The organism is Burkholderia sp. D-99 (genome assembly GCF_011605345.1).
In the GTDB taxonomy this organism is placed as follows: domain Bacteria; phylum Pseudomonadota; class Gammaproteobacteria; order Burkholderiales; family Burkholderiaceae; genus Burkholderia.
Genome location: NZ_JAAOXM010000002.1, coordinates 1103007 through 1120719, shown reverse-complemented (window position 1 = coordinate 1120719; position 17713 = coordinate 1103007). Strand labels below are relative to the sequence as shown.

Annotated in this window: 13 protein-coding genes; 4 read left to right on the top strand and 9 right to left on the bottom strand. The window is 65.6% G+C overall.

Annotated elements, in window-relative coordinates:
- Positions 1-9: 9 nt before the first annotated feature.
- Positions 10-1242 (bottom strand): diaminopropionate ammonia-lyase, encoded by a 1233-nt coding sequence (locus HAV18_RS12230; protein ID WP_166955902.1) that lies wholly within the window; start codon positions 1240-1242, stop codon positions 10-12.
- Positions 1243-1420: 178 nt separating this feature from the next.
- On the opposite strand from HAV18_RS12230, the gene HAV18_RS12225 reads away from it, so the two are divergent.
- Positions 1421-1897 (top strand): Lrp/AsnC family transcriptional regulator, encoded by a 477-nt coding sequence (locus HAV18_RS12225; protein ID WP_166955900.1) that lies wholly within the window; start codon positions 1421-1423, stop codon positions 1895-1897.
- 71 nt (positions 1898-1968) lie between these two features.
- Here HAV18_RS12225 and HAV18_RS12220 read toward each other — a convergent pair whose 3' ends face one another.
- The 7 genes from HAV18_RS12220 to HAV18_RS12190 all read right to left on the bottom strand — a co-directional run bounded on the left by HAV18_RS12220 (position 1969) and on the right by HAV18_RS12190 (position 11509).
- Complete coding sequence (locus tag HAV18_RS12220) at positions 1969-3693, bottom strand: tannase/feruloyl esterase family alpha/beta hydrolase (protein ID WP_166955898.1); 1725 nt, start codon at positions 3691-3693, stop codon at positions 1969-1971.
- 28 nt (positions 3694-3721) lie between these two features.
- Positions 3722-4870, bottom strand: coding sequence for a porin (locus tag HAV18_RS12215; protein WP_166955889.1), 1149 nt, complete (start codon positions 4868-4870; stop codon positions 3722-3724).
- Positions 4871-4937: 67 nt separating this feature from the next.
- The gene (gene mhpT, locus HAV18_RS12210) at positions 4938-6143 is read right to left on the bottom strand and encodes a 3-(3-hydroxy-phenyl)propionate transporter MhpT (protein WP_166955887.1); all 1206 of its coding nucleotides are present in this window, start codon (positions 6141-6143) and stop codon (positions 4938-4940) included.
- A gap of 358 nt (positions 6144-6501) precedes the next feature.
- On the bottom strand, positions 6502-8439 hold the full coding sequence (locus HAV18_RS12205; RefSeq protein WP_166955877.1) for a feruloyl-CoA synthase: 1938 nt from the start codon (positions 8437-8439) through the stop codon (positions 6502-6504).
- Positions 8436-9884: an aldehyde dehydrogenase gene (locus tag HAV18_RS12200; protein ID WP_166955874.1), complete on the bottom strand. Its 1449-nt coding sequence runs from the start codon at positions 9882-9884 to the stop codon at positions 8436-8438. Before HAV18_RS12200 ends, HAV18_RS12205 begins: the two co-directional genes overlap by 4 nt.
- Before the next feature lie 58 nt (positions 9885-9942).
- Entirely contained in the window at positions 9943-10773 is an 831-nt protein-coding gene (locus HAV18_RS12195) for a p-hydroxycinnamoyl CoA hydratase/lyase (protein ID WP_166955871.1), read from the bottom strand.
- 232 nt (positions 10774-11005) lie between these two features.
- The gene (locus HAV18_RS12190; protein WP_166955868.1) at positions 11006-11509 is read right to left on the bottom strand and encodes a MarR family winged helix-turn-helix transcriptional regulator; all 504 of its coding nucleotides are present in this window, start codon (positions 11507-11509) and stop codon (positions 11006-11008) included.
- A gap of 233 nt (positions 11510-11742) precedes the next feature.
- On the opposite strand from HAV18_RS12190, the gene HAV18_RS12185 reads away from it, so the two are divergent.
- Genes HAV18_RS12185 through HAV18_RS12175 form a run of 3 tightly spaced genes read left to right on the top strand, consistent with a single transcriptional unit; the run spans position 11743 to position 16707 of the window.
- Positions 11743-12015: a PAAR domain-containing protein gene (locus HAV18_RS12185; protein ID WP_166955864.1), complete on the top strand. Its 273-nt coding sequence runs from the start codon at positions 11743-11745 to the stop codon at positions 12013-12015.
- Positions 12012-15866: a type VI secretion system Vgr family protein gene (locus HAV18_RS12180; RefSeq protein ID WP_166955862.1), complete on the top strand. Its 3855-nt coding sequence runs from the start codon at positions 12012-12014 to the stop codon at positions 15864-15866. The genes HAV18_RS12185 and HAV18_RS12180 overlap by 4 nt, the downstream gene beginning before the upstream one ends.
- Positions 15832-16707, top strand: coding sequence for a hypothetical protein (locus tag HAV18_RS12175; protein WP_347814750.1), 876 nt, complete (start codon positions 15832-15834; stop codon positions 16705-16707). The genes HAV18_RS12180 and HAV18_RS12175 overlap by 35 nt, the downstream gene beginning before the upstream one ends.
- Before the next feature lie 72 nt (positions 16708-16779).
- Here HAV18_RS12175 and HAV18_RS12170 read toward each other — a convergent pair whose 3' ends face one another.
- On the bottom strand, positions 16780-17679 hold the full coding sequence (locus tag HAV18_RS12170) for an SMP-30/gluconolactonase/LRE family protein (RefSeq protein ID WP_166955860.1): 900 nt from the start codon (positions 17677-17679) through the stop codon (positions 16780-16782).
- Between the last annotated feature and the right edge of the window lie 34 nt (positions 17680-17713).

The following is a 17713-nucleotide window of genomic DNA, read 5'->3' as shown; positions in this document are numbered from 1 at the left end:
TGATGCCGGTCAGGCCGCGACCGCCGCGCGGTCCAGCCAGTCGCGCTGTCGCGCGAGCACCGCGTCGGCCGCCTCGCCGACGCAGCTCCGGTACACGGACGGCGCCGTCGCACCTTCCGTATTGATCGCCAGCACGCGCGAATGCGCGTCGAGCCCCACCTGTCGCGCGAGCACCGGGTCGCGCATCAGCACCTCGAGCCCCGCGACGCCCGCCGCGCCCGATTCGCCCGCCACGAGCGGCACGTCGCGTTCGCTGCCGGCCGCGAGGCCGCGCATCGCCTGCACCGCGTCTTCGTCGTCGATCAGCATGAAGTAGTCGATGCACATCTCGAGGAAATCCCACGCAAGCGGCGACGCCTCGCCGCACGCAAGCCCGGCCATCACCGAATCGACGTTGCCGGTCGCCCTGGTCGCCCGCCCTGCCAGTGCGCTCTGGTACAGGCAATCGGCCTGGCGCGGCTCGACGACGATGAAATGCGGCCGCTGCACGCCGTCGCGCTCCCACAGATAACTCGCGACGCCCGCGGCGAGACCGCCCACGCCGCCCTGCAGCAACACATGCGTAAAAGGCCGCCCGTCGTCCTGCGCCGCCTGCGCGGCGGCCTCGGCGGCGATCACGCCGTAACCCTGCATCACGTCGCGCGGAATCGCTTCGTAGCCGTCGTACGACGTATCCGACACGACATACCAGCCGTTCGCCTGCGCGAGTTGCGCCGCGCAGACCACCGACTCGTCGTAGTTCCCCGCGATGCGCACGATCCGCGCGCCGTACGCCGAGATCGCGCGCTCGCGCTCGGCGTCGACGTTCGCGTGCAGCACGATCACGCACCCGCAGCCGATCGCGCGCGCGGCGGCGGCCAGCGCACGGCCGTGATTGCCGTCGGTCGCGCTGATCACCGTCAGGTCGGCGAGCTGCGCCGCGTAGCGACCGGTAACCAGCCCTTGCGGATCGAGATCCTGCGTGCGCCGCAGGCGCTTCACGAGCCGCACCAGCGCGATCGGCGCCCCAAGCGCCTTGAAGCTGCCGAGCGGCGAGCGGCACGACTCGTCCTTCACGCTGACGCTCGCGACGCCAAGCCGCGCGGCGAGATCGGGCAGCGCGCGCAGCGGCGTGCGCGCGTTGCCGACGAGCGGCCAGTGCGACAGCCACGCGCCGCTTTCGTCGGCCGAGGCGATGTTCATCACGCGGCGCAACGCGTGGGGATAGGCGGCGCGCGATGCGCGGGGGTTGGCGATCAGCATGGCGAAAGGCTCCGGAACAGGACCGCGCCGGCGGCCCGTCAGGTGAGTCGGATCGGGCAAGCGCGGGTTGCGTTCGCCGTCGGTACGAAAATAATATTGCGCATGGCGGTCAATAAAATCGCCGAATCGACCGTCCAGACGCAAAAATTTCTCATTTTTCGAGGCTTCACGCGCCATCATGACCACCCCACTCGATGCGTTCGATCGCAAGCTGCTGATGGAGATCCAGCGCGACGCGCAGACGCCGCAAGCCGAGCTCGGCGCGCGCGTCAACCTGTCGACCGCGGCTGTGAACCGGCGTCTGAAACGTCTCGCGGACGACGGCGTGATCGAGCGCTACACGGCCGTCGTCGCACCGGACAAGGTCGATCATCCGCTGACGATCGTCGTCAACGTCGAGGTCGAAAGCGAGCAGATCGACCAGCTCGACGCGATGAAGCGCGCGTTCGAGCGCTGCCCGCAGATCCAGCAGTGCTACTACGTGACGGGGGAATGGGATTTCGTGCTGATCCTGGCCGTGCGCAACATGGATCAGTACAACGCGCTCACGCGCGAGCTGTTCTTCGCGAACAACAACGTGAAGCGGTTCAAGACGCTGGTGAGCATGAGCCGCGTGAAGGTCGGGCTCGACGTGCCGGTCGATTCCGGCGAGTGAGTGAGCGGTTGCACACATGAAGCGGCCGGCACGCAATCGCACGCGCCGGCCGCTTCCCATCGACGGCTACCTCAACGACAACTGAAGCTCGCCGCCGAATTCAGGTCGCCCGAGCCGTTGTAACGCGCCACCTGCGGATACGGGCACAGCGGGCGCGTACGCCCCGCACCCCACGACGCCGGCACATCCGCATTCGGCACCGCGTTCGTCGCATCGCGCGCGGCGGCCACCACCGCGCCGGGCGCCTGCCCCTGCTCGACCCACGCGACGAGCGGCGTCAGCAGGTCGAACTGGTCGGCCGCCGGCCCGCCCGAGCAGTGGTTCATCCCCGGCACCGGGTAAAAGCGCGCGAAATCCGACGCGTCGCCGCCGTTCGCCTGGGCAACCCGTGCGTACCAGTCGCGCGTGTCGTCGAACGAGAACACCGGGTCGCCCGTGCCGTGATAGACGAGCAGCTTCGCACCGCGCGCCTTTAGCGCTGACAGGTTCGTCTCGTCGGGCGGCGTCATGAACGTCCACGCGGATTGCGTGTATGTGCCGTTCGTCGCGAAGATCGCCGGCGCGTCGTTGTCCATGTCGAAGCCGAGCGCGAAACCGGGCAGGTTCGCGAGCGTCGCGGCGGTCTTCGGCGGCGTCATGAACGTGAACGCCATCGCGGCCGGATCGAGCGTGATCGAATTCGACTGCTTCCACGCAGCCCAGCCGCTGCCGGCAATGCCCGGATCGTACGGAAAGCCCGCGTAGAGTGCCGTGTCCGCGCTGTTGCGTGCGCCGGTGAATACGTTCTCGAGCGCGGTCTTCTGTGCAGGCGTCAGGCAGGCGCCGGTGCGCGTGCTGTTCGCGCAGGTCGGAATATCGGCATCGACGCTGAAGTGCGCCTGGCACGCGGCCACGTCCTGCACCATTCCGTCGGCCGCGCCGTCGAGCGCATCGCATTTCTCGAGGATCTTCGCGCCGACGAACTGCCGCTCGGCATCGGTGAAGCCGCTGCGGATGTCCGGCAGCCCGTTCGATCCGGTCGCCGATGCGATCTTCGCGAACTGCTGCGCGCCGTACATCTCGCCGATCGCCGCTTTCGGCAGATGAAAGCCCGGATCGCCCGCGATGATGCCGTCGTAGTCGGCCGGGTTGCGCACCGCCGTGACCATCGCGTGACGGCCGCCGTTCGAGCAGCCATCGAAATAGCTGCGGTCGGGCGCCTTGCCGTACGCGAGCCGGATCACCTGCTTCGCCATTGGCGTGAGCGCGTCGACCGCGCCGTAGCCGTAGTCGACGCGAGCCTGCGGATCGACGCCGAACAGCGGATTCTGCGCGGCACCGTGCCCGGAATCCGAACTGATCACCGCGAAACCCAGGTTCAGCGCATCGTTCAGCGGCCCGCCGCCGCTGATCTCGCCGGTCGCGGTCACGACGTTGCCGTCGAGCCCGCCGTTCGCCTGGTAGAAGAAGCGGCCGTTCCATGCCTTCGGCAAGCGCATTTCGAAGCCGATTGCATAGGTCTGGCCGTCGACCGCGCTCACACGCTCATTCATCTTCCCTTCGATCACGCAGTGCTCGGCGACCGGTTTGCCGGCTACCGTGAGCGCACCGGCGGCTGCGATCGTCACCGACGTGAACGACGTGTTCGCATACGCGAGCTTCGCGGCAAGCGCATCGCAGGTCTGCGTCATCGCGGCCGGTGTCGCGGCGCTCAGGTGGGTCGGCGTGGCGCTGACCGAATCGTCTCCGCCGCACCCGGCAAGCATGGCCGCCGCGGACAGCGGCACAATGCAGAGGAATGCAGATTTCCTGTTCAAGATATCTCCCGTTCGTCAGGCTGCCGGATCAGAACATGTGCCGCACGCCGACCATCGCGCCGAGCTGCCCCATCCCTTCGCCGGGCGTCGTGCCGGCCCCGCCGCCGCTGACGGCGTAGCGTGCATGCGCGCTGTTCCACAGATACGACGATTGCGCATAGACGGCCGTGCGCTTGGTCAGCAGATAGGTCGCGCGCAGCGTGGCCATCGTCGCGCGCGTGTCGTGCGCGCTGTTGACGATCCGGTAGCCCTCGCCGTCGACGACGAAATCGGGCTTCACCGCATACGACGCGCCGATGAAGAAGAGATCGGAATGTGCGCCGGCCTCAGCCGGCGAACCGGTCGACACGCGCCGCCCGATCCAGCCCGCGCCGATCCGCGCGCCCGCCGCCTGCGCATAGGCGCTCACGTGCGTACGCGCGTCCTTGCCGCCGCTGCTGGTGAAGGCAACCGGCGCAATGCCGTCGAAGAAGTTCGCGGCCGCGCCGGTGCCGCCGCGTTGCTCCTCGTACGACGCCGCCGCGCCGAAATACGCGCTGTCGTACTTGAGCATCACCGACCAGTCGCGGCACTGCGTGGCGTCGCCCGGCACCTGCCCCGCGCACGTGCCCTGCCCCGGCGAGTTGCCGGTGCCCGCGCTGTCGCGGCCGAACGAATACGCGGCGCCGAGCGTCACGCCGCGATAGGTGCCGACGTAGGTCACCGCATTATCGGCGCGGCCGTTCGGCACATACGCATCGAGCGAGCCGAGCCCGTAGATGTCGGGGCCGATGATGTCCGCGCCCTGCAGCGCGAGGTAGGTCATCGTGTACTGGCGGCCGAACGCGAGCGTGCCGAAGCCGCCCTTCAGCCCGACGAATGCCTGCCGTCCGAACAGCCGGCCGCCCTGCCCGAGATCGCCGCCGCGCACGTTGAAGCCGCTTTCGAGCGTGAATACAGCCTGATAGCCGCCGCCGAGGTCCTCCGCGCCGCGCAGCCCCCAGCGTGACGGCAGCTCGCCCGTCACGCCCGGCATGCGCACCACGTGGTCGCCGGCCGCGTTCGCGTGCGACACGAACTCGATGCCTGTGTCGATGATCCCGTACAGCGTCACGCTCGACTGCGCGTGCGCCGCCGGGGCGGCTAGCGCGCAGCATGCGCCGGCGGCCAGCAGGCCGTTCCTGGTGTTCTTTTTCATGTCGTTGTGTCTCCAGACCTTGAGTAATCGCGCGCTCTGACGGCACGCATTGAAGAAACGGGAAATGTCAGTCGTCGGCTTGCGGGCGGCGAATCAGCACCAGCGCGGCGACCGCCGCGACGAGCGTGACGGGGATGCTCGCGCCGATCACAACCGGCGCGCTGCGGCCGGCGGCGAGCAGCGTCGCGGCCGCGAGCGGCCCGACGACGGAGCCGAGCCGACCAACGGCCACCGCCGCGCCGACACCCGTGCCGCGCATCGCGGTCGGGTAGTAGATCGCCGCAAGCGCATACAGCACCGACTGCCCGCCGACCACGAACATCCCGGCCGCGAACGCGGCCGCCGCGAGCGACGCGAAGCCGGGCGCGGCCGCGAGCGCGGCGAGCGACAGCACGATCCCCACATACATGCCGCCGACCACGCGCGACGCGCGCATCCGGTCAAGCGCCGCGCCGATGCCGAGCGCGCCGAGCCCCGCGCCGACGTTGAACGCAATCTGCACGAGGCCGACGTGCTCGCGATCGAGCCCGCGCGCGGCCATCAGCGACGGCAGCCAGTTCAGCAGGAAGTAGAGGACGATCAACGTGCAAAAGTAGCTGACCCACAGCGCGATCGTCGACGTCGTGCGGCCGTCGCCGAACAGCGTCCGTCCGACGCTCGCGCGCGCGGCCTGCGTGCCGGCGACGTCGAGATACGCGCGCGACTCCGGCAGGCACCACACCAGCAGCGGCACGAGCAGCAGCGGCCCCGCGCCGCCGACGTAGAAGATGTGCCGCCATTCGGTATCGCCGGCGAGCAGCACGCCGATCAGCGACGCGATCACGCCGCCGAACGGGATGCCGCAGTACATCGTCGCCACCGCGCTGCTGCGCGAGCGCGGCTCGACCGCTTCGGACGACAGCGCGATCAGGTTCGGCATCGCGCCGCCGAGGCCGATGCCGGTCAGCACGCGCACGACGACCAGCATCGCGAAGCTCGACACCTGCGCGGTGGCGATCGACAACAACCCGAACAGCACGACCGACGCGATCAGCACGCGCTTGCGGCCGATCCGGTCGGCCAGCCGCCCGCCGAGCATCGCGCCCGGCAGCAACCCGAAGGTGCCCGCGCTGAACGCGATGCCCATCTGCGATACGGTGAGCCCGAATTCGCGCGCCATGCGCGGCGCGGCGACGCCGACCGACTGCAGGTCGAGCCCTTCGAGGAGGGCGATCGCGAAACACAGCGCGAGCGTGGTCGCGACCGCGGGTTTTTCAGCAACGTAAGTGTTCATCCTGTCTCCTGTCTTCGGTCGGCTGGAGTGAGTGCTTCAGCACTTGTGTCGGCTGGAGTCGGTGCTTCAGCACTTATGTCGGCTGGAGTTAGTGCTTTAGCACTTACTCCGGCCCCATGCTTTGCATCCGGCGCCATGCACCGCGATCCGATGTCTTGTCTTGTAGTCGTTCGGCCCTGCAACGGCCGCCGCGCGCCGCCGCCGGCCAGTGGCGAAGCGGCGCGCGAGGTGTCGTCCGAACGACCGTCTTTATCAGGCAGCCTGATTCACTGGCCGCAAGCGTGCCTACCGGCCCCGTGGCCGGCCGGTCGTTACGCCTGCTCGTAGCTGCTTGTACCTGCTCGTGCCCGCTGACTGCTTACGCGTAAATCACGTCGGGATCGCGCCGCGCCGGGTCGTACAGCGCGTCGATCGTCGCCGCGCGATGCTTCTGCACGGCCGCCTGGTTCAGCGAACCCTTGTCGGTCGCTTCGCCGAGATCGAGCGACGGCGGCGTATCCATCAACCGGATGCGCGCGACGAACGTCGATCCGCCGCTTGCATGCCGGTTCAGCGCGGCAAGCCACGCCGCGAACGCCGCGCGCACGGCCGGTGCGCGCAGTATGTCGGCGACCGGTGTTTCGGCGGCAAGCCCCGCCAGCACACGACACGCATCGACACGCGGGAACACCAGCAAGCCGATGTCGTCGCGATTGATCCCGGTGACGACCACGTCCTGCACATACGGCGCACCACTCGACACCGCGTTCGCGCGCAACGGCCCGACGCTCACGAACGTGCCGCTGCTCAGCTTGAAATCCTCGGTCAGCCGCCCGTCGAACAGCAGCCCGAGTTCCGGCCGCTCAGGATCGGCAAACACGCCCGCGTCACCGCTGCGGTAATAGCCTTCGTCGTCGAACACGTCGCGCGGATCGACGTCCGCGTGCCAGTAGCCGCGCATCACGTTCGGCCCCTTGAAGCGCAGTTCGAGCTTGCCGCCGCACGGCACGAGCTTCGCGTCGCAGCCGGGCGCGGGCAATCCGATATAGCCCGCTCGCATCAGCGGCCCCGTCGTAAACAGGCACGACGGCGACGCCTCCGTCATCCCGAGGCCGGCCATGATGCGGATACGCTCGCCGCAATGCGCGTCGGTCACGCGGTCGAGCCGGTCCCACGCAGCCTGCGACAGCCCCGCGCCACCGAAGAAATACAGCTTCACGCGCGAGAAGAACGTGTCGCGCAGCGCGGCGTCGCTTTCGAGCGCGGTGGTCAGCTCTTCCCAGCCCTTCGGCACGTTGAAGTAGATCGTCGGCGCGATCTCGCGCAGGTTGCGCACGGTTTCGTCGAAGCGACCGGGTACCGGACGGCCGTCGTCGATGTACAGCGTGCCGCCGTTGTACAGCGCGATGCCGAGGTTGTGACTGCCGCCGAACGTGTGATTCCACGGCAACCAGTCGACCAGCACCGGCGGTTCGCGCGTCAGCTCGGGCATCGTCTGGCGCAGCATCTGCTGGTTGCTGCACAGCATCCGGTGCGTGGTCGGCACGGCCTTCGGCTGCTTCGTCGAACCGGACGTGAACAGGATCTTCGCGAGATGATCCGGGCCGACCGCCGCGTGGATTGCATCGATCGTGCGCGGGACGATGGCGAGCAGGCGTGACAGCGGCACCGCGCGGCCCTCGACATCGACATCGACATCGACATCGACATCGGCATCGGCATCGACATCGGCATCGTGCGCGACGATCAGCGCCGCATCGGCCGGCAATGTCGCGTCGAGCGCGCGTGTGAACGGCGCGCGTTCCGCGACGAACACCGCGCCCGGCCGCAGCACGCCGAGCGTGTGACGCAGCTTGCCGTAGTCGGTCGACACCAGCGAATACGCGGGAGAAATCGGCGAGTACGGTACGCCGGCCAGCATCGCCGCGAACATCAGTTGCAGGTGCTCGAGATCGTTGCCGGACAGCACGGCGAGCGGACGCTCGGCCGACAGCCCGAGATCGACGAGACCCTGGCCGATCGCGCGGGCGCGTTCGAGCATCTGCGCGTAGGTGATCTCGATCCAGTGGCCGTCGGCACCGCGCCGTGCGGCCAGCACGCGGTCGGGATGCGCTTGCGCGCCGCGCACGAGGCAGTCGGTCAGGCGCGTCGGGTAGTCGCCGAGCGGTTCGCGCGAGCGCAGATACCACGCGCCGTTGTCCGCGCGACGAATCTCGGCCGCGCCGACGGCGACGGCCGCCGCGCGATAGCGTACGGCGCCCGTGTCGTTCACCGGCCCGCTCGCGGGCGTCGCAACATTCATCGTCGGCTCGCTCATAACGGGTAGTGACGCGGCGTGGTCTGCACGGTGATCCAGCGCAGCTCGGTGAATTCGGCGATCGACGCGCGGCTGCCGAAGCGGCCGTAACCACTCGCCTTCGTGCCACCGAACGGCATCTGCGCCTCGTCGTGCACGGTCGGGCCGTTGATGTGGCAGATCCCCGATTCGATCCGGCGCGCGACCGCCATCGCGCGTGCGACATCGCGGCTGAACACGCTCGCGGACAACCCGAACTCGCTGTCGTTCGCGAGTGCGACCGCTTCGTCATCGCTGTCCGCGCGCAGGATCGCGACCACCGGCGCGAACGATTCCTCGCGATACAGCCGCATGTCGCGCGTGACGCCATCGACGATCGCGGGTTGCATCGTCGCGCCTTCGACGCGGCAGCCGAGCGGCAGCTGCGCGCCGTGCGCACGAGCGTCCTCGACGAGCGACGCCGCGCGCGCGGCGGCCGCCGCGTCGACCATCGTGCCGAGCGGATGGCCGGCCAGCGGATCGCCCGCGACGAGCGTGCGCGCCTTCGCGGCGAGACGCTCGACGAGCGCATCGGCAATCGGCCGCGCGACGATCACGCGCTCGGTCGACATGCAGATCTGCCCCTGGTTGAAGAACGCGCCGAACGCGATCGCGTCGACGGCCGCATCGAGATCGGCGTCGTCGAGCACGAGCACCGGCGCCTTGCCGCCGAGTTCGAGCAGTACGGGTTTCAGGTGCGCGGCCGCGTGGCGCGCGATGATGCGCCCGACATGCGTCGACCCGGTGAAGTTGATCCGCTTCACGTGCGGATGCGCGATCAGCCGCTCGACGAGTTCGGGTGCATCGGCCGCCGCGTGCGTGATCACGTTGACGACGCCCGCGCCGAGCCCCGCCTCGTCCAGTACCGCGCCGATCAGCGCGTGCACGCCCGGGCACGCTTCCGACGCCTTCAGCACGACCGTGTTGCCGCACGCGAGCGGCATCGCCAGCGCACGCGTGCCGAGGATCACCGGCGCATTCCACGGCGCGATGCCGAGCACCACGCCGCACGGCACGCGCATCGCGAGCGCGAGATTGCCGGGCACGTCGGACGGGATCACGTCGCCGGCAATCTGCGTCGTCATCGACGCGGCCTCGCGCAGCATGTTCGCCGCGAGCGTCACGTTGAAGCCGAGCCAGCCCGGCGTCGCGCCCGTTTCGGCCACGCCCGTCGCGATGAACGCGTCGATGCGCGCGTCCATCAGGTCGGCCGCCTTCAGCAGCCGTCGGCGCCGCTCGGTCGGCGCGAGCGCCGCCCACGCGGGGAACGCGCGGTGCGCGGCGTCGATCGCCGCGTCGGCGTCGGCCACGCCGGCCGCCGGCGCGCGCGACGCGAGTGCGCCGGTCGCGGGGTTGAATCGGTCGAAGGTCCTACCGTCGCGGGCGGTGCACCACTCACCGGCGATCAGCATCCGTCTGTCGGTCATGTCGTCTCCTGCCTTGCCTGTCTCTTGCGGTTGCGTGGGCGGTTCGTCTGCGCTCGTATCAGCGCTTGTATGCCTGCAGGCCGGGCTTGATCGTCTTGTCGTCGAGGAACTGCTTCAGCCCCTGCTCGCGGCCGCGCTCCGGATCGCGCAGTTGCGCCTGGTCGAGCTTCGCGTACAGGTAATCCTCGCACTGCTCCCACGTGAATTCACGCGAACGCTTGAAGCCGTGCTTCGCCGCGCGCAGCACGACCGGGTTCTTGTCCATCAGCCGCGCGGCGAGCGCGATCGTCGCATCACGCAGGCCGGCCAGCGGCACGCTGCTGTTCACGAGGCCCATTTCCGCCGCGTCCACGCCGGTGAACGTGTCGCCGGTCATGATGTAGTGCAGCGCGCGGCGATGCCCGACCGTGTCCGCCATCGCCTTGCTGACGAGGTTACCCGGCGGAATGCCCCAGTTGATCTCCGACAACCCGAACACCGCTTCGTCCGCGGCGATCGCGAGGTCGCACGCGACGAGCGGCGAGAACCCGCCGCCGAAGCACCAGCCGTTCACCATCGCGATCGTCGGCTTGTTGTACATCCGCAGGCGGCGCCATTGCCATTCCGACGCGTCGCGGCGCACCTTTTCCTGCAGCGCGTCGGAGCCGCCGTCGATCTCGCGGAAATATTCCTTCAGATCCATGCCGGCCGTCCACGCAGCGCCCGCGCCGGTCAGCACCAGCACCTTCGCTTCGTCGTCGAACTCGACCGCGTCGAGGACTTCCAGCATCTCCCGGTTCAACGTCGGGCTCATTGCATTGCGCTTGTCAGGGCGGTTCAGCGTGACCCATGCGATGCCGGCCTCCACGTTCACTTCCACGGTCTGCCAGCGGTTGTCGTACTTGCTCATGTCTGTTCCTGTCGTTCGTTCCTGTGCGATTCGGTGCGCAGCATTCCTGCTGCGGACGGCTTCATTTAATATCAGGCTACCTGATATTGCAAGCGGCACGCGTGGCGGTGTAAACCCGGAGCGGAAGGCGAGAGGAAACGACGAAATCAGGGATCGGTCAGGCGACCGGCGATGGCGCGTACGGAGCGAACGCGGGCCCGACGGGCCTACGTCGTAGAGATTCGGTAAGCGATCAGCCGCGCAGGTTGCGCGAGAACAGTTCGAGCGCGCGCTGCACGTGCGCGGCGTCGTCGGCGGAGACGTCGCCAAGCATCCGCGTTTCGAGCGGGCGCAGGACGGCTTCACATTCACGCAGCATCGCCGCGCCTTCGTCGGTCAGCGTCAGCAGGATGATGCGGCCGTGCGACGGGTCGGCTTCACGCGTGACGAAACCGCGGGCGGCCATCACGCTCATCACTTCGTTCGCCGATTGCGGCGTGATCCACGAGCGCTCGGCCAGTTGCGCGTTCGACGACGCGCCGCGCGCCTCGAGCACCGACAGCGCCGTGTATTGCGCGAGCGTGATGCCGAGCGGTGCGAGCGCGTCGGTCATGTGGCGGCGCAGCAGCCGGTCGAGACCACCGATCACGTAGGTCAGGCGCTGCTGTACGCGCGCCTTCGGCTTGTCGCCTGTCGCGCGGGGGGTGTTCTTCGCGGTGCTTTTCGGGTTCGCGGGCTTGGTCGGGGTGGAACTCATGGCGCGGGCAGGATGGGAATGCGGGCCATCTTACCAGCAGGTCGGGGCTGTGAATCGCATCATCGCGACATCGACCTCAACGCGTATCCCATTCGATATGGGCTCGTATCTGTACGACTTTATCAGTCGATTTACTAATTAAATTATCAAAAACGGCCGACTCTCATCTTGAAAATTGTGCAGCGTTTCGATGCGAGGTAAAAGAACGATTTCATTCCTCGCGCGAGTCGTCGATGAAAAACGAGCAAGGCATTGAAATGGTCCGCCTGGGTGACCAAACCGACCACGGTGGCGAAGTCATCGAATGCACGGATGACCTGAAACATCTTGGAATTGGCGTGGCACTCGACGGCCATGGCGTTCGGTGTCCGAAATGTGGTGGCGTTTTTCCGCTGCTGGCAAGCGGCCAGCGCACACATCACGGCCGGCGCGTCGGCTATCACGGCGACAAGACCGGTTGCGGCGCGACCGTCATCGGTCAGCGAACAACGGGGCAACGTAAATGACGATGTTTTCTCAAGCTCGCACGCTGTCACTCGCCGGCGCAGCGCTGCCGACCTATGGCATGGATGCGCTACCAGTCTTGGTTCCGGTGCGATTGCAAGGCACCGAAACCATCGGCCGTCTCGATGAATGCCGCTACCTCGTCACGTTGCGAACCGACGACGCCTACGCAGTCTCCCCAAGTCGCACCGCCGATCTCGATCTGGACAAGATGGTCGGCACCGACGTGACCGTATCGATCCAGCTCGAAGGCAAAGGGCATTTCATTCCCGGGTTGGCGGGGAACGCAGGACTCGGCAATGTCGGCGCGGGCACGCGCGAGATCACCGGATTGGTCGAGGCGGCACGGCTTGCCGGTCAGGATCGCAATGCGATCCTGTACGAACTCGAGTTGCGCCCATGGCTCTATCGCGCGACGCTGACGCAGGATTGCCGCCTGTTTCAGGATATGACCGTCGTCGACATCACCGACGCGGTGCTCTCGAAATATCCTTACCCCGTCGACAAGCGCCTCGGCGCATTCCGGGGCGTCTATCCGAAACGCGACGTGCAGCGGCAAGCATCCGAGACAGATTGGGCGTTCCTGCAACGCCTCTGGGAGGAATGGGGAATCTGGTGGTGGTTCGAGCACGACGATGGTCATCACCGCCTGGTCTTGTGCGACGCCATGGGCGGTCACCGGCCGCATGGCGAAGCCTACGAGACGTTGCGCTATCTGCCGCCCGGCGGTCAGCGCATCGACGAGGAACACATTCGCACGCTGTCCGTAACAAGTCGCCTCACGCCGGGCCGTGTGAACGTGACGGATTACGACTACACGCGCCCGCGTGCGAGGTTGGGCGCGACCGTGGAGAACCCGCGCCCGACGGCCAGCGCCGACGGGGAAATTTACGGCTGGGGGGATTACAGTCAACCGCTGGCCGGCGCTCAGGGGTTGGCAGGCGCCCCGAACGACGTGGATCGCGAAGCCCATCATTTCGCGCGCGTCCAGCTTGAGGCCAAGCTTTGCAAAGGACGACGCACGAACGGCAACGGGCATCTGCGCGGCCTCACGGTGGGCCGTACCTTTACGCTTGCCGGTCATCCGCAACGGGCGGCGAACCGTGAATACCTCGTTGTGTCCTGCACGCTCGATATCGAGGAGATCGCAGAGCGAACCGGCAGCGCGCAAACCTATCGCGCCGATGCGCAGTTCGAACTGCTGCCGACTAACGAACCGTTCCGACTGGAGCGCAGTGTCCGCAAGCCCGTCCTGAGCGGCCCCGAGAAAGCTATCGTCGTTGGTCCGGCCGGGCAGGAAATCTGGACGGACCAATACGGTCGAGTGAAGGTGCAGTTCGAATGGGATCGCCAAGGCAAGCGCGACGAGCATTCGGGCATCTGGCTGCGCGTGTTGTCCTCATGGCAAGGCGTCGACATGGGTGCGACGTTCATCCCGCGCATCGGTCATGAGGTGGCGGTGTCGCACTACCATGGCGACCCGGATTTGCCGGTGATTATCGGCAGTGCCATCAACGCGTTCCGCCAGCCTGCGCTGGAGCAGCCACACAATCACGCGGTATCGGTCATTCGCGGCAGAGAGCTCCACGGCACGGCATCCGGCCATCTGGCGATCGACGATACGCAAGAGCAAATCCAGACGCAGCTTGCCAGCGACGCGGGCACGTCGCAATTGAGTCTCGGCAATCTCCGGCGCATCACCCGAAAGAAGGGGCGCGCCGATGCGCGCGGCAAGGGCTTTGACCTGAGAACCGACGATTGGGGCGTCGTTCGGGCGTTGAAGGGTTTGCTTGTGTCGACGGACGGTCAACCAGGCGGCCCCGGTCATGCGAAGGACGCCGGGGAGGCAATCGGCAGGCTCACGCGGGCGCGTGAACTACAGGAAAGCCTCACGGGCCTGGCGCAGCGGCATCAGGCGCAACAGCACGACGCCGATCAGAGCGATGTCATCCGGGCGATCAAGGCACGCAACGATGCGATTCGGGGAACCCCGACTGGCACGGCGGACGAATTCCCGGAGCTGACGGAGCGCGACCTGGCCGTGTCGGCATCATCGGGGATCAGTCTGGCAGCGGAGCGCACCACACATATCGCGAGCGGCGAGGATGTCGCGGTGACGAGCGGTCGGCATGTCGGAATTGCCGTCGGGCGTTCGCTGTTCGCGAGTGTGTCGAACGCGTTCTCGCTGTTCGTGCACAAGGCGGGCATGGCGCTTGTCACCGCAGCGGGGAAAGTGCGTATCGAAGCGCGGACCGATGGTGTCGACCTCACCGCGAAGAAAACGGTCACCATCACGAGTACGACCGACAGCATCCACCTGCATGCGGCAAAGGAAATCGTGCTGCATGCAGGCAGCACCGAAGTGCGTATCAGCGAGCAGGGGTACGTGGTGCGAACGGCCGGCGAGCACACGATCCATGCAGGCAGTCATCAGACGGACGCCGCACAGGTGCGGCCGATGCGCCTGCCGGTCACGCCCGAACATCCGGGGCAGTATGCAGCGCACTTCGTGCTGCTGGAGCATGACAGCGGGTTTGCACTGCCGAACCAGCCGTACCGGGTCACGCTCGATAACGGCCGTGTGATCGAGGGTGTGAGTAATGAGCTGGGCGAAACGGATGTGGTGACGAGTCACGATATTGCGTTCGGCACGGTGGAGCTGCTGGCGGCGAGCGATCCGGACAAGGTGATTGCCGTCAACCGGGCCGCCATCGTGCGCGATCACACGACACCCTACACCGCGAAGGCACCGAACGCCGACAAGCGTACCGCAACCATCAAGGGCAAGAAGGTCGGCACCCCGGAACAGGGGGCCACCTCAGAGAATCAGCCGGCTGCGTTCGCGACTTGTGATCCGCTCAACTTCGGGTTGCGCTTCCATCACTTCATCGACGGGGCCAAGCAAGACGATGTGAAGGCAGATATGCCCGTGCGCCGCGATGTCGAGTATCCGCTGACGAAGGCTTACACGGCGGCGGTCAAAAAAGCGCTCAACGAGATTGAATGGAACAAGTTCCATTCGTTGAGCCACGAGATAGCAAACGAATTAAAGGCAAATATAAAGCTTGCTGTTGGCAATATATTGAGCAGCACCCTTGCCATGGGACCATTTGGATTACCCAAAGGTTCTTCATCCGATCCCATGCAGTCAAATGGAGCAACCCCCAAAATAGACATTGTTAACGCTACGCAAGGACAGTCTCGATACAACATGCGCACAGACGTCAGCGCATCGTTTTCCACGCCAAAATGGACTATAGCTATTCAAGAGACGGAAATCATAAAAATCATTGCGTCGGCAAAAAATTCAGACGCCTTGGATAGCACTCTGAAGGCATTCGCGGACACGCTTTACCACGAAGCGCGCCATTGCCAGCAGACATTCTGGATGATGGCCTTGCTTCAACAACACCCGAGCGACTATGCGATGTTCTCGCAGGCAATGCACGTCTACAAAGTCAATTCTCCACAAGAGATTTTTGAGGCCGCAGAGAAAGCACAAATACCCGATGATACACGGGCGGCTACGGGGCTACATCGCATGCTGGTCTTTCACTATTACTGGATTATTTCACATATTCAAAGCCAGACGGGGGGCGCCTACGTGAAGTCCGACGTGCCGATTTCACAGACTGAAGTCTGCAAGCTGTTGAGGGTGTCGCCAGAAACGGCGGCCAAGATGGTGAGTTTCGAAGAGGGCTACCGGAGCCAGTTGCATGAAGAAGATGCCTACGCGTGTGCAGAAGTGGTGCAAGCCTATTGGGACCGTCCTGATCGCGCTTTCGTACGGAATCCAGGTACATGCACAGGAGAATACAGTGCTTCATTTCAAATCATTGGGGGAGGAGTTTGAAATGCAGGCGACCGACGAAGAGCAGCGCGTCATCTTGCGGAGCATTCTCAAAACAGCAATGGTGATCCTGCGTGATGATGCGTCATATCATCCCGAGAATATTGTCTTTGGAATGAACTACACAACGTGGACACACCCTCCCGCAAAGGGGTTTCTTTATTTTTATAGAAATCGTGCACTACGTGCAACGGAGATTGAATTTTCAACAGGCGACGACCCCGAAGATTACAGTGATGATCGAGAAAAAGTAAAAATTGTCCCAGCCGGATTGAGAATGGTCCTTGATTCAAGAATTGCCAGTTTATCCGACACAGAAATAAAATCACTTCTTCAACTGGAGGACTATTGGGTTGACGGACATGGGAGACGTGAATACGGAAACCAAGTTGGAGGACATACTCCAGATTCACCAAATCTGGAAGGCTTTCGCTATCGATCAAAAGACATTCCAGGGAGTAAATTTCCTGTTAATGTCGCACTTTTTTATGTAACTTCGCCAGATGGTTCATCTCCGCCTATACTGGACGAAGTTAGAATAAGGCGCGCATACAAAATCTTGACGCCCGAGGAACGCAAGCAGCACCGCCTGGAAGAACAACAAGCGAAGCGCCACAAATACGGGCTGATGAATTTGTGCACCGGCATGCTATGCCCCGAAACGGGGATATGGCAGGGATATACCAAGACTTCCGATTCGGATATCCATCTGATCCGAAAGGGGCAAAAATTTCCCAACGTCCGCAAACTGACTCCGCGGGAGCAGGCGGAACGAGGCCAGTACACGAACCTCTTTGAGGCTGGCCAGTGGATGTGGTTGGAAGAATATCAGGAGCGGTTGTAAGCAAGGTGTGACCTGAACCAACTGGGATTACTGTCCGCCTGCCAATGGACTTTTCCCATCAATATCCGCTATTCAGGTCGCGGGCGCGCCCGCGAACCGCGCGGTCTGCAGCCCCCCGTAGCGCGACCGGGCGACAAACACACCGCCGGCGTCGGCATCGTTCACCAGCGCATCATCGCCGAGCCCGACCCGCGCACTCGTCACGTACAACCGGCCTTCGCCATCGAGCGTCACGCAGCTCGGCTGCGCGGTCGGCACGGCCACGCGATCCGTCTCGACGCCGTCCGGCCCGTAGCGCACCACCCGCCGGCCGCCCCACTGCGCGTTCCACAGCCCACCGTCGCGATCCATCGTCGAGCCGTCCGGGTCGCCGTCCGCGTCAGTCAGCCGCGCGAACGGCCGCACGTTCGCGACGTCGCCGCCCGCGCGGTAATCGCAGACGAAAATCTCGCGCACGAGCGAATCGCAGAAATACATCTTCGAACCATCGGGGGAAAACGCAATGCTGTTCGCGATCGCGGCCGGCGGCAACGCGAGCCGCTCCAGCGTGAGGTCGGCATTGAGCCGGTAAAACCCGCCAACCGCTTGCGGCGGCTCGCTGCCCTCGTCCTTCATCCCGAACACGAACGCGCCAAAAGGATCGCAGCGCCCGTCGTTCAGCCGCGTCGGCAGCTCGGGCTCGACGTCGACGATCCGCGTGAACGCGCCGCTGCGCAGGTCGAAGAACGCGAGATGCGTCGCGAGCCCGACGAGCAGCACGTCAGGATCATGCGTCAGCGCGAAGCACGCGAGCCGTTCCGGCATCGGCCACTGCGCGACGTCCGAGCCGTCCGCGCGGCAGCGCCACAGCCGCGCACCTTCGATGTCCGTCCAGTACAGCGCGTGCGTCGCGTCGCACCACGTCGCGCCTTCGCCGAGCGTATTGCGGCTGTCCACGAGCAGCGCCGCCGCGCCCGGATGAATCTGTTGCATGCCGTCTCCCGATGTCTGTCGCCTTCGCCGGCGG